Below are 13,418 nucleotides of genomic sequence, written 5' to 3'. Positions count from 1 at the left end.
ACGAACGTATTAACGCCAGCATTGATGCTTTCTCGACCGCCGAGCTTGCCTCGGAGGAAAGCCGCGCCTCGGCTACTCCGATGATGGAGCAATATATCGAGATCAAGGCGAACAATCCCGGTTCGCTGCTGTTCTATCGCATGGGCGACTTCTACGAATTGTTCTTCGAAGACGCCATCGACGCCTCGCGCGCGCTCGGCATCACGCTGACGAAGCGCGGCCAGCATATGGGGCAGGATATCCCGATGTGCGGCGTGCCGGTTCATGCTGCCGACGACTATCTGCAGAAGCTGATTTCACTGGGCTTCCGCGTCGCCGTCTGCGAGCAGGTGGAAGATCCCGCCGAAGCGAAGAAGCGTGGCGGCAAGTCGGTGGTGCGGCGCGATGTCGTGCGCCTCGTCACGCCGGGCACGATCACTGAAGAAAAACTGCTTTCGCCTTCCGAGTCCAATTATCTGATGGCGCTCACCCGCATTCGCGGCGGCGCCGAGCCGCAGCTGGCGCTCGCCTGGATCGATATTTCGACTGGTGTCTTCCGCCTGGCGGAAACGGAAGCCTCGCGGCTGCTTGCCGATATCCTGCGTATCGATCCACGCGAACTGATCCTGCCGGATACGATGTTCCACGATCCGGAATTGAAGCCGGTCTTCGACATACTCGGCCGCACCGCCGTTCCGCAGCCGGCAGTGCTCTTCGACAGCGCCAGCGCCGAGGGGCGCATCACCCGCTATTTCGACGTCTCGACGCTGGATGGTTTCGGCACGTTCAGCCGCGCCGAACTGGCCGCCGCCGCCGCCGCCATCGCTTACGTCGAAAAGACCCAGCTTGCCGAACGGCCGCCACTCGGACTGCCTGAAAGGGAGAGCGGCGCCTCCACGCTCTTTATCGATCCCGCCACGCGCGCTAATCTCGAGCTGGTGCGCACGCTCTCCGGTGATCGCAATGGGTCGCTCCTGAAGGCGATCGATCGTACCGTGACCGGCGGCGGCGCCCGGCTCCTCGCCGAACGGCTGATGTCGCCGCTGACCGACCCCCAGCGCATCAACGAACGCCTGGATTCGATCGGCTTCCTCACCGAGGAGCCGTCGCTTTGCGGCGATCTGCGTTCGGCGTTGAAGCATGTGCCCGACATGCCGCGCGCCTTGTCGCGCCTGGCGCTCGATCGCGGCGGCCCGCGCGATCTCTGGGCGATCCGCCAGGGGCTGGCCGCTGCGGCCGATCTCGCGCGCATGCTCGGCGGCGCCTTGCTGCCGGAGGAACTTGCCGCCGCGCTCAAAGGCCTGCAGGCTTTGCCTGCCGATCTTGAAGCCATGCTTGCCGCGACACTCGCGGAAGAACTGCCTCTGTTGAAGCGGGACGGCGGTTTCTTGAGGGATGGGGCAAATGCCGAGTTGGACGAGGTGCGGGCGCTGCGCGATCAATCACGCCGCGTCATCGCCGGTCTGCAGCTGCAATATGCCGAGGAAACCGGCATCAAGTCGCTGAAGATCAAGCACAACAACGTGCTCGGCTATTTCATCGAGGTCACCGCCGGCAATGCCGGTCCGATGACGGATACGAGCGAAGCCAAGGCGCGCTTCATTCATCGCCAGACCATGGCGAATGCCATGCGCTTCACCACGACCGAGCTTGCCGATCTCGAAAGCCGCATCGCCAATGCCGCCGACAAGGCGCTTGCCATCGAGCTTGAAGCCTTCGACCGCATGGTGGCCGCCGTTGTGGTCGCTGCCGAAGCGATCAAGGCCGGCGCGCGCGCGCTGTCGGTGATCGATGTCGCGGCCGGGCTTGCGCTGCTTGCCGAAGAGCAGGCCTATTGCCGGCCCGTGGTCGATGGCAGCCGCATGTTCGCCATCGAAGGCGGCCGTCATCCAGTGGTGGAGCAGGCACTGCGCCGTCAGGCCGGCGGACCTTTCGTTGCCAACAATTGCGATCTTTCTCCGCAGGCCGACGGCAAGGATGGCGCCATCTGGCTCCTGACCGGCCCGAACATGGGCGGTAAATCCACCTTCCTGCGCCAGAACGCCTTGATCGCCATTCTCGCGCAGATGGGTTCCTTCGTGCCTGCCACATCGGCCCATATCGGCATTGTCGACCGCCTGTTCTCGCGCGTCGGCGCTTCCGACGATCTGGCGCGGGGCCGTTCGACCTTCATGGTCGAAATGGTCGAGACGGCGGCGATCCTCAATCAGGCGACTGAACGTTCCCTCGTCATCCTCGACGAGATCGGTCGCGGCACCGCGACCTTCGACGGCCTTTCCATAGCCTGGGCCGCCGTCGAGCATCTGCATGAGGCCAACCGATGCCGCGGCCTCTTCGCCACGCATTTCCATGAGCTGACAGTCCTGTCGGAGAAGCTCGGCCGGCTCTCCAATGCCACCATGCGCGTCAAGGAATGGGATGGTGACGTCATCTTCCTGCATGAGGTCGGGCCGGGGGCCGCCGATCGCTCCTACGGCATTCAGGTTGCGCGTCTTGCCGGCCTGCCGGCCTCGGTGGTGGCGCGCGCCCGCGACGTTCTGACGCGGCTTGAAGATGCCGACCGCAAAAATCCGGCAAGCCAGCTTATCGACGACCTGCCGCTGTTCCAGGTGGCCGTTCGTCGTGAGGAGGCGAGCGGCCGGCGAGAACCCTCCAAGGTCGAGGAGCGGCTGAAGACACTCGACCTTGACGATCTGACGCCGCGTGCCGCGCTCGACGTGCTCTACGAGCTGAAGAAAACCCTTACCAAGACCGGCTGATCACAGGCGATATCCCAAGGACGACATGATGCATCTCGAAGTTCTTCTCGCCGAAGTCCGCATTCTCGGCGAGCGCTTCTCTCCGATTGCCGCGCGCGGAAAGATCTGCGGCGAGGGTGAGCCCCCGGACTGCGAATCCGATCGCGGCCTCCTCGACATCACTCTGTCCTGCAGCCGCATTTCCGATATCTGCTCGAAGATCGCAAAAGCCGGCTATTGGGAATGCGAACGCGAGATGGTGACGCAGATCGGCGCCCAGTCGCGCAACATATTACATAGCCTGAACGAGCTGAGGCGGGCGATCGAGCCGGCAAGGCCCTAAAACTGCCGGTTTCTGCGTCGATTGCCGTCACGCTTCGTCAACTTCGGCCCGGTAGACATCATAGGGATCGTCGATTCCATGCATTCTACCCTCGAGAGATCCGGGCGTAGAATGCCTGTGTCAATCGCCGGGCAAAGGGGCTATAGCGCATGCAAGACGAGAAGACAGGCGCGCCGGCAACGGGCCGCCGTCAGTGAACAGAAGGCCGATCGGCAGAGCATGGAAACGCATCATATCGATTTTTCGACCATTCTCGATGTCTCCGCGCTGAGGGCGGAATGCGAGGCTCTCGCCAAACGCGGACTGGATAAGAATGAGGAGCGTTCCGCTCTGCTCGCGCTGTTGAAAAAGGCGAGCCAGGAGGGGCGCGAGGCGGCGCGGCGATTGCTGATCGCGGAAGGCGGCGGCCTCGATTGCGCTTACCGGATTTCCTGGCTGCAGGACCAGATCATCACCATTCTCTACGACTTCACCGTCCGTCACGTCTATCCGAAGCAGGCGGAGGCCTTCTCCGTCACGGCGGTCGGCGGCTATGGCCGCGATACGCTGGCGCCGGGATCCGATATCGATCTTCTCTTCCTCTTCCAACCGAAGCCGGAGAGCGATACGCACAAGGCGGTCGAATTCATTCTCTATATGCTGTGGGATATGGGCTTCAAGGTCGGCCACGCCACGCGCACGGTCGAGGAATGCATCCGCCAGGCCAAGTCCGATATGACGGTGCGCACGGCGATCCTCGAAACCCGCTATATCTGCGGCAACGCGCCGCTGGAGCGCGAACTGCAGGCGCGCTTCGACAAGGAAATCGTTACCAATACCGGCCCGGAATTCATCGCCGCCAAGCTCGCCGAGCGTGACGAGCGCCACCGCAAGGCCGGCGATACCCGCTATCTGGTCGAGCCCAACGTCAAGGAGGGCAAGGGCGGCCTGCGCGACCTGCACACGCTGTTCTGGATCTCGAAATACTATTACCATGTTCGCGATACCGCCGAGCTGGTGAAGCTCGGCGTGCTTTCGAAGCAGGAATATCGCCTTTTCCAGAAGGCCGAGGACTTCCTTTGGGCCGTGCGCTGTCACATGCATTTCCTGACCGGCAAGGCGGAAGAGCGGCTTTCCTTCGATATCCAGCGCGATATCGCCGAAGCCCTTGGCTATAACGCGCGTCCCGGCCTTTCGGCGGTCGAGCGCTTCATGAAGCACTATTTCCTCGTTGCCAAGGATGTCGGCGATCTCACCCGCATCCTCTGCGCCGCGCTCGAGGACCAGCAGGCCAAGGCCACCCCGGGGCTCACCGGTGTCATCAGCCGTTTCGCCAACCGTTCGCGCAAGATCGCCGGCACCGTCGAATTCGTCGAGGATCGCGGCCGCATCGCCCTTGCCAATCCCGATGTCTTCAAGCGCGATCCGGTCAGCCTCATCAGGCTGTTCTTCGTCGCCGATATCAACGGGCTGGAATTCCACCCGGATGCGCTGAAGCGCGTCACCCGCTCCCTGAACCTGATCGACAATGATCTGCGCGAGAACGAAGAGGCGAACCGCCTGTTCCTGGCGATCCTGACCTCGAAGCGCGATCCCGCGTTGATCCTGCGCCGCATGAACGAGGCCGGCGTGCTCGGCCGCTTCATCCCGGAATTCGGCAAGATCGTCTCGATGATGCAGTTCAACATGTATCACCACTATACGGTCGACGAGCATCTGATCCGCACCGTCGACGTGCTGTCGGAGATCGACAAGGGCAAGGCCGAGGATATCCATCCGCTCACCAACAAGCTGATGCCCAATATCGAGGATCGCGACGCGCTCTATGTCGCGGTGCTGCTGCACGATATCGCCAAGGGGCGCGAGGAAGATCATTCGGAAGCCGGCGCCAAGGTCGCGCGCAAGCTCTGCCCGCGCTTCGGCCTGTCTCCGAAGCAGACGGAACTCGTCGTCTGGCTGATCGCCGAGCACCTGACCATGTCGATGGTCGCTCAGACGCGAGACCTGACCGACCGCAAGACCATCATCGATTTTGCCGATCGGGTGCAGTCGCTCGACCGGCTGAAGATGCTTTTGATCCTGACCGTCTGCGACATCCGCGCCGTCGGTCCTGGCGTCTGGAACGGCTGGAAGGGCCAGCTGCTGCGCACGCTCTATTACGAGACCGAACTGCTGCTGGCCGGCGGCTTCTCCGAAGTGTCGCGCAAGGAGCGGGCCGAAGCGGCAGCCGAAGCGTTGGAACAGGCCCTTTCGGATTGGAGCCAGAAGGACCGCAAGGCCTACGTCAAACTGCACTACCAGCCTTATCTGCTGTCCGTGCCGCTGGAGGATCAGATCCGCCACACGCAGTTCATTCGCCAGTCGGACAAGGCGGACAAGGTGCTTGCCACCATGGTGCGTACCGACAGCTTCCATGCCATCACAGAGATCACCGTGCTCTCGCCCGACCATCCGCGTCTCTTGACTGTGATCGCCGGGGCTTGCGCTGCGGCCGGCGCCAATATCGCCGACGCGCAGATCTTCACGACATCGGACGGCCGCGCCCTAGACACCATTCACGTCAGCCGCGAATTTCCTGACGATGCCGACGAGCTGCGCCGCGCCGGCACGATCGGCAAGATGATCGAAGATGTGCTGGCCGGCCGCAAGCGGCTGCCGGAGGTCATCGCGACGCGCACGAAGAACCGCCGCAAGAACAAGGCCTTCGTCATCCCGCCGTCTGTCATCATCACCAACAGCCTCTCCAACAAGTTTACGGTCATCGAGGTCGAATGCCTCGATCGCACCGGCCTGTTGTCGGAAATAACAGCCGTTCTCTCGGACCTGTCGCTCGATATCCAATCGGCGCGCATCACCACCTTCGGTGAAAAGGTCATCGACACCTTCTATGTCACCGATCTCGTCGGGCAGAAGATTTCCAACGAGAACAAGCGGGCCAATATCACCGCGCGTCTGAAGGCGGTCATGGCGGGCGAAGAGGATGAAATGCGCGAGCGCATGCCATCAGGCATCATCGCGCCCGCCGCCACGCGCGGCGTCGCCGTCGAAAAGTCAGATCCCGAGAAGAAAGCCGGTTCCGCCGCATGAGCCTAGTCAAGAAATTCATCACCGTTGGTGGCGCGACGCTTGGCAGCCGCATCTTCGGCTTCGCACGCGAGACGCTGATGGCCGCCGCCCTCGGCACCGGGCCGATGGCCGACGTCTTCTATGCCGCCTTCCGCTTTCCGAACCTCTTCCGCCGCCTGTTCGCTGAAGGTGCGTTCAATGCCGCCTTCGTGCCGCTCTTTGCCAAGGAAATCGAGGCGAACGGCATCGAGGGGGCAAAGCGCTTTTCCGAAGAAGTGTTCGGCGTTCTCTTCTCGGTCCTGTTCCTGATTACCGTCGTCATGGAACTGGGCATGCCGCTGATCGTGCGCTGGATCATCGCGCCCGGCTTTGCCGACGATCCGGAGAAGTTCACGATCACGGTGCGCATGGCCGCCGTCATGTTCCCCTATCTCATGTGCATGTCGCTGACGGCGATGATGAGCGGCATGCTGAACTCGCTGCATCATTTCTTCGCGGCTGCGGTAGCGCCCATCTTCCTGAATGTGGTCATGATCGGTGCGCTGTTCTATTCGCTGTATTTCGGCGCGGTGCCGCTACAGACGGCCTGGTACCTTTCCTGGGGCGTGCTCGCCGCCGGCATCCTGCAATTGCTCGTCGTCTATATCGGTGTGCGCCATGCCGGCATCAGTATCGGCTTCCGCTGGCCGCACTTCACGCCGAACGTCAAGCGGCTCCTCATCCTCGCCATTCCCGCCGCCGTCACCGGCGGCATCACCCAGATCAACCAGATGATCGGCCAGGCGATTGCCTCCAGCCGCGAAGGCGCGATCGCCGCCCTACAATATGCCGACCGCATCTATCAGCTGCCGCTCGGCGTCGTCGGCGTCGCCGTTGGCGTGGTGCTGCTGCCGGAGCTTGCCCGCGCCCTGAAATCGGGCCATCTGAAGGAAGCCGCCAATCTGCAGAACCGCTCGATGGAATTCGTGCTGTTCCTGACCTTGCCGGCCGCCATGGCGCTCTGGGTCCTCTCCGACGATATCATTCGCGTGCTCTACGAGCGCCGCGCCTTCCATCAGGAAAACACCCTCATTGTCGGCTCGATCCTGGCGATCTATGGGCTTGGTCTGCCGGCCTTCGTGCTGATCAAGGCGCTGCAGCCCGGCTTCTATGCTCGCGAAGATACCAAGACGCCGATGCGCTTCTCCGGCATCGCCGTCGCCACCAATTGCGCCATCGCGCTCAGCCTCTTTCCCTATATGGGCGCGCCCGGCATCGCCGTCGCCGAAGCGACGGCCGGCTGGATCAGCACGGTTCTGCTGTTCACGACCTTGCTGCGCCGCGGCCATTTGACCTGGGAATGGGGACTCGCCCGCCGCGCCGCCCTCCTTCTTGTTTCAGCCGGCGTCATGACCGGGGTGATCATCTATCTCCAGCACCGCTGGGAACCCTATCTCGCCTCTGGCGCTTCGCTCCTGACCAAGGTGAGCACGCTCGGTCTGCTGATTGCAATCGCCATGGCAATCTATTTCGTGGTCGCCTTCCTGATCGGCGGCGCCGATCTCGGCATGATCCGCCGCAACATCAACCGCAAGCGCCAGGCTGCAGCACCGGATGCCGAGGTGGTGAACGGGGAGTAACAAGTCTCCTTCGCCCCGCAATGCGGGGAGAAGGTGGCTTGGCGCGATCGAACGGAGTGAGATTGCCATAACGACAAGCGTTGCTATCCTGAGTTGCTGACTGCAAGGTGTTACGTTAATCCAAACGGAGTGAGCGGCATGGATGCGTTGGGATGGCTGAGATCGATCTTCGACTTTCGTGGACGGCGGAAGGAGCAGAGGGCTTCGCCAGCAGAAGGTTTGCCAACGGATCGGGAGATGCAGGCAGCCTTTCGTACACTGCGGCAGATGGTCAAGCCTGCCGTCTTTGGTGAAATCGGCGGTGAGAAGCCGCAAAAGGACAATAGAGCCTCAAGTTGGTGGGGCGGAAACTTTCTCGGACGACAAGACGAGGTGATACCCGTTTGCGAGAGGTCGGGACGGTTGATGCATCCACTTGTTCAAATCCGGATGGATGAGCTTCCGGAGATACCGAGCACATTATCAAAGGTAGCGCTTCTGAACATATGGGTGGACTTGGAAGACGTTCCGCTGGATGACGTGGAGAATGGCAAGGGCTTTGTCGTTCGAACTTATTCCGCTATTTCGGATCTGGTTCCCATCGGCCCCGGGGACCGGGAAAGCCAGAGGCTTCCGACTTTTCCGCTTCTTTGGCGTTCAACTGTCCTGGAGCAGCCAAGCTGGGATGATATTGCGTTCAAAATTCCAAGCAATGTCGCGCGATCCAACGACTCGAAATGGTTTTTTGAAAGCCAATACGCGATTGAAACCGATAAATATCGCGGGACATGCCCCGTCAAGCTTGGTGGCTGGCCTACCTGGATTCAAGGCGAAAACTGGCCCGACGATGCAGAGCTATGTCTTCAGATCGATAGCACCGACAAGGGACGCTTCTATGTTGGGGACTCCGGATCGTTATATCTGTTCCGAGTATCGGACCGCTGGGCAATCAGATCAGACTTTTACTGACAAACCTGTTTTATAGGTTCGCTTATTTCGAGCTAAGAATCGTCTTTAATGCTGCATGCCAGGAAATAACACGGAGCCTCCATGTCCCAATCGCTCTTCCTCGTCGCCCTCGTCGTCGATGACTATGATCGCGCCAAGGCCTTCTACTGCGATGCTCTCGGCTTCGAGTGCCTGCAGGATGAGGTGCAGCCTGAGGGCAAGCGCTGGGTCGTCGTCAGGCCGAAGGGCGGGGAGGGAGCCGCGTTGCTTCTGGCTCAAGCCGCCAGCGACAGCCAGCGCGCCGCGATCGGCAACCAGACCGGCGGTCGCGTCGGCTTCTTCCTGAAGACCGACAATTTCGCCCACGATCATGCCGCGATGAAGGCAAAGGGCGTGCGTTTTCTGGAGGAGCCGCGCCACGAGGCCTATGGCACGCTGGCGGTCTTTGCTGATCCCTATGGCAACACCTGGGACCTGATCCAGCATTCTTCCTGAGACTCTGCCACATAACCTCTTGATCCCCGCCAATCCCGCGTGCATAAGCCGCTCGAAACCAAGGGTCGAGCATTGCTCGCCCGGGCCCTCCACAAGCCTTTTGAGGACGACATGACCGAATTCAAGCCGCTCGTATTCTCCGGCGTTCAGCCCACGGGCAATCTCCACCTCGGCAATTATCTCGGTGCGATCCGCAAGTTCGTAGCCTTGCAGGAAAACAACGATTGCATCTATTGCGTCGTCGATATGCATGCGCTGACGGCCCAGCTCGTTCATGATGACATGCCGAACCAGACGCGCTCGATCACTGCGGCCTTCCTTGCCGCCGGCATCGACCCGGAAAAGCATATCGTCTTCAATCAGTCGGCCGTGCCGGGTCATGCCGAGCTTGCCTGGATCTTCAACTGCGTCGCCCGCATCGGCTGGATGAACCGCATGACGCAGTTCAAGGACAAGGCCGGCAAGGACCGCGAGCAGGCCTCGCTCGGTCTTTACGCCTATCCGAGCCTGATGGCCGCCGACATCCTGCTCTATCGCGCCACGCATGTTCCTGTTGGAGACGACCAGAAGCAGCATCTGGAACTGACGCGCGACATCGCCATGAAGTTCAATCTGGACTACATGGAGCATATTCGTCGCACGGGCTATGGCATCGACATCACTGTCGGCGACGAGCCGGTGCATGCCTATTTCCCGATGGTCGAGCCGCTGATCGATGGCCCGGCGCCGCGCGTCATGTCGCTCAGGGACGGCACCAAGAAGATGTCGAAATCCGATGCTTCGGACCTGTCGCGCATCAACCTGCTCGATGACGAGGAAAACATCTCGAAGAAGATCCGCAAAGCCAAGACCGATCCGGACGGCTTGCCGAGCGAAATCGCCGGTCTCGCCGGCCGCCCCGAGGCCGATAACCTAGTCGGCATCTATGCGGCACTTGCCGACAAGTCGAAGGCGGACGTCTTGTCCGAGTTCGGCGGCCAGCAATTCTCTGTCTTCAAGCCGGCGCTGGTCGATCTTGCCGTGCATGTGCTCTCGCCGATCACCATGGAAATGCGCCGCCTGATGGCCGATCCCGGCCATATCGACGCCGTTCTGCGCGATGGCAGCGCTCGTGCCCGTGCCCGCGCCGACGTCACCATGAAGCAGGTCCGCGACATCATCGGCTTTCTCTATTGATCATGTCGTAATGGAAGCTTCCGCCCAGAGCTGGATAATTTGAGGCCGGATCAACCTCAAATCATCCAGCTCTAAAATCAAAGAAGCAGAGCATGATGTTGCCCGAAAACCGCATACACTTTTCGGCATCATGCTCGGAAACGGGGGCTTGCAAAACGTCGCCTTCGGGTGTCAGAGTCGCCGCATGGTATCAAAACGACTTTCACGACTCGAAGGCCATCGCCGCAAGTTCATGGCGGTCATCGATGGCACGCCCGAATGCCAGCGCGCCGTCCATTATGCCGGCCGGCGCGCCAAGAATTCCAATGGCGGCCTCGTCTTGCTCTATGTGATCCCCGAAGGCGACTTCCAGCAATGGCTTGGCGTCGAGGAGATCATGCGGGCGGAAGCACGCGAGGAGGCCGAGTCGGCGACCGCGAAGGCAGCGCAGGCTGTGCGCGAAAATATCGGTATCGATGCGGAGATCGTCATTCGCGAGGGCTCGGCCGCCGAGCAGATCAATGCGGTGATCGAGGATGACCGGGATATCGCGCTTCTCGTGCTTGCCGCAGGCTCCGCCAAGGAAGGCCCAGGCCCGCTCGTCTCGTCGATCGCCGGGCGCGCGGCCGCCTTTCCGATCCCGGTGACGGTGCTTCCGGACACGCTGAACAATGAGGAAATCGACGCGCTGAGCTGACGGGCGCGTGCCATTTCTTGAGAAACACTCTCTTGAATGGAATGGCCAAAAGGCCTATCTTCTTTTGAAATGTTCTAAAGTCGGGACAGGGTGTTCGCCCGCCGCATGGAGATCAAGATGTTCATTCAGACCGAAGCGACGCCGAACCCCGCGACCCTCAAGTTCCTGCCGGGCAAGGTGGTGATGGAAAGCGGCACGGCCGAGTTCCGCAGTGCCGAGGAAGCCGAGGCTTCGCCGCTTGCTGCCCGCCTCTTCGAGATCCCCGGCGTGACCGGCGTCTATTTCGGCTATGATTTCATCTCGGTCTCCAAGGAAAGTCAGGAATGGCGGCATCTGAAGCCCGCCATCCTCGGTTCGATCATGGAGCATTTCATGTCCGGCAAGCCGGTCATGGGCTCTTCGTCGGTTTCTTCGGAAGTGCAGGATGCCGGCGGTGAGTTCTTCGATGAGGGCGACGAGGCAATCGTGCTGACCATCAAGGAACTGCTGGAAACCCGCGTGCGCCCGGCCGTTGCCCAGGATGGCGGCGATATCACCTTCCGCGGCTTCCGCGACGGCAAGGTCTATTTGAACATGAAGGGATCGTGCGCCGGCTGCCCGTCTTCGACGGCGACGCTGAAGCATGGCGTGCAGAACCTGCTGCGCCATTTCGTCCCGGAAGTGCAGGAAGTCGAAGCCGTCTAATCCCGGCCTAGCGGAAAAATTGACATGATCGTACTGGCGCTCGACACGGCAGGTGTGGATTGCGCTGCCGCTGTGTATGATAGCGGCAGTGATTCTGTGATGGGGGAGGTCACGGAAACGATCGGACGAGGACATGCCGAGCATTTGATGCACGTTGTCGACGAGGCGCTGGCGAAAGCCGGTATGGCGCTTTCGGCGATTGAGCGTGTCGTCGTGACCGTGGGTCCCGGTTCCTTCACCGGCATCCGCATCGGCGTCGCAGCCGCCCGCGGTTTTGCGCTCTCCCTCAATGTTCCTGCAGTTGGCGTCACGACCCTCGAAGTCATGGCGGCGACTGCTCGAGCACAGAATCCGGGCAAGTCGGTTCTGGCTGCCATCGACGCCAAGCGCGAGGAGATCTATCTCCAGAGCTTCGATGCCGATGGCAACCCGCTGGACGAGGCTCGGGCCGTGACGATCGACGAAGCGCGGGCGATTGCCAGCGCCTTTGAGGGCATCGTCACCGGCACGGCCGTCGCCCGGTTGAGCGATGCGCCGCCGGCGGAGCGGCCAGACGCATTTCCGATTGCCATCGTCGCCCGGCTGGGCGCCGGCAAGCCTGCCGGCGAAAAGCCGAAGCCGCTTTATCTTCGCGGACCCGATGCCAGACCGCAGGCCGGATACGCAGTTGCCAGGCAATAGAAATGCTCGAATCCTACCTGACCTTGAAAGCCGAATACGAAATCGTCCCGATGGAGCTGAAGGATTGCGCCGAGGTGGCGCTTCTGCATGGCGAGCGGTTCCCGCGGGTCTGGGACGAGAGTGAATTTCAGAGCCTCCTCGGGCAGGAAACGACCTTCGGCTTCGTCGCCCGCCAGACCAACGCCATCCTGAAGAAGGCGCTTCCCGGCTTCGTGCTGGCGCGGCATGTGGCGGGTGAAGGCGAAATCCTGACGATCGCCGTCAATGCCAAGCTCGGACGCTCCGGTCTCGGCTGGAGGCTGATGCAGGCCGCCCTTCGCGAAGCCCGCAGTCGCGGCGGCGAAACCATGTTCCTGGAAGTCGATGGCGGCAATCAGCCGGCGATCGGCCTCTACCGCAAGCTCGGTTTCGAGACGGTGGGCGAGCGCAAGGCCTATTATGTCGGCGAAAACGGCCAGAAGTCGACGGCGCTTGTCATGCGGCGTGTTCTTCGCTAGAGCATTTTGCAGCCAGGTGGCATCACCCGGCGTCGCATACATGCGGCAAAACAAATAGATAGAGCGGCAATTCGGCGCTCTGGTCCCTTGTCACAGTCCAAACAGACCGAAGACAGCGAGTGATGGAAGACGCCGTAAAATCCCTGGAGGAGCTTTGCGCCGAGCGCGGCATGCGCATGACGGAGCAGCGCCGGATCATTGCGCGCATCATCGAGAGTTCCGGCGATCATCCGGATGTCGAGGAGCTTTACCGCCGCTCGGTGCAGGTGGATGCGAAAATCTCGATCTCGACGGTCTATCGCACCGTCAAGCTGTTCGAAGATGCCGGTCTTCTTGCTCGCCATGATTTTCGCGATGGTCGTTCCCGCTATGAGACCGTGCCGGAAGAGCATCATGATCACCTGATCGACCTGAAGAGCGGCAAGGTGATCGAATTTCATTCGCCGGAGATCGAGGCGCTGCAGGAGCGCGTTGCCCGCGAACACGGCTTCAAACTCGTCGACCACCGGCTGGAGCTTTACGGCATCCCGCTGAAGAAGGACGAAGGTTGACGTGAAG

Annotated in this window: 12 protein-coding genes; all 12 read left to right on the top strand. The window is 61.3% G+C overall.

Features of this window, described 5'->3' with window-relative positions:
* Positions 1 to 80 precede the first annotated feature (80 nt).
* Entirely contained in the window at positions 81 to 2,738 is a 2,658-nt protein-coding gene (mutS, locus tag ACPYOP_RS04545; RefSeq protein ID WP_481409317.1) for a DNA mismatch repair protein MutS, read from the top strand.
* A gap of 28 nt (positions 2,739 to 2,766) precedes the next feature.
* Positions 2,767 to 3,060, top strand: coding sequence for a hypothetical protein (locus ACPYOP_RS04540; protein WP_120666415.1), 294 nt, complete (start codon positions 2,767 to 2,769; stop codon positions 3,058 to 3,060).
* Positions 3,061 to 3,171: 111 nt separating this feature from the next.
* The gene (locus ACPYOP_RS04535; RefSeq protein ID WP_481409201.1) at positions 3,172 to 6,126 is read left to right on the top strand and encodes a [protein-PII] uridylyltransferase; all 2,955 of its coding nucleotides are present in this window, start codon (positions 3,172 to 3,174) and stop codon (positions 6,124 to 6,126) included.
* Positions 6,123 to 7,724: a murein biosynthesis integral membrane protein MurJ gene (gene murJ, locus ACPYOP_RS04530; RefSeq protein WP_481409200.1), complete on the top strand. Its 1,602-nt coding sequence runs from the start codon at positions 6,123 to 6,125 to the stop codon at positions 7,722 to 7,724. The genes ACPYOP_RS04535 and murJ overlap by 4 nt, the downstream gene beginning before the upstream one ends.
* Positions 7,725 to 7,862: 138 nt before the next feature.
* The gene (locus ACPYOP_RS04525; RefSeq protein ID WP_481409199.1) at positions 7,863 to 8,672 is read left to right on the top strand and encodes a DUF1963 domain-containing protein; all 810 of its coding nucleotides are present in this window, start codon (positions 7,863 to 7,865) and stop codon (positions 8,670 to 8,672) included.
* An 81-nt stretch (positions 8,673 to 8,753) separates the two neighbouring features.
* Positions 8,754 to 9,146 (top strand): VOC family protein, encoded by a 393-nt coding sequence (locus tag ACPYOP_RS04520; protein ID WP_481409198.1) that lies wholly within the window; start codon positions 8,754 to 8,756, stop codon positions 9,144 to 9,146.
* Positions 9,147 to 9,257: 111 nt separating this feature from the next.
* Positions 9,258 to 10,322, top strand: coding sequence for a tryptophan--tRNA ligase (trpS, locus tag ACPYOP_RS04515; protein ID WP_149632892.1), 1,065 nt, complete (start codon positions 9,258 to 9,260; stop codon positions 10,320 to 10,322).
* Positions 10,323 to 10,506: 184 nt separating this feature from the next.
* A complete protein-coding gene (locus ACPYOP_RS04510; RefSeq protein WP_481409197.1) occupies positions 10,507 to 10,998 on the top strand; it encodes a universal stress protein in 492 nt (163 codons plus the stop codon).
* 117 nt (positions 10,999 to 11,115) lie between these two features.
* Positions 11,116 to 11,682, top strand: a complete 567-nt coding sequence (locus tag ACPYOP_RS04505) for a NifU family protein (protein WP_481409196.1) — start codon at positions 11,116 to 11,118, stop codon at positions 11,680 to 11,682.
* Positions 11,683 to 11,706: 24 nt separating this feature from the next.
* Complete coding sequence (gene tsaB / locus ACPYOP_RS04500) at positions 11,707 to 12,363, top strand: tRNA (adenosine(37)-N6)-threonylcarbamoyltransferase complex dimerization subunit type 1 TsaB (protein ID WP_481409195.1); 657 nt, start codon at positions 11,707 to 11,709, stop codon at positions 12,361 to 12,363.
* 2 nt (positions 12,364 to 12,365) lie between these two features.
* Positions 12,366 to 12,860, top strand: a complete 495-nt coding sequence (locus ACPYOP_RS04495; RefSeq protein WP_481409194.1) for a GNAT family N-acetyltransferase — start codon at positions 12,366 to 12,368, stop codon at positions 12,858 to 12,860.
* Between the two features lie 122 nt (positions 12,861 to 12,982).
* Complete coding sequence (locus ACPYOP_RS04490) at positions 12,983 to 13,411, top strand: Fur family transcriptional regulator (RefSeq protein ID WP_481409193.1); 429 nt, start codon at positions 12,983 to 12,985, stop codon at positions 13,409 to 13,411.
* The last annotated feature ends 7 nt before the right edge of the window (positions 13,412 to 13,418 follow it).

The sequence above is a fragment of the Rhizobium sp. KNZ2-6A genome (assembly GCF_056755475.1).
This window is presented reverse-complemented; position numbering and strand designations above follow the sequence as displayed.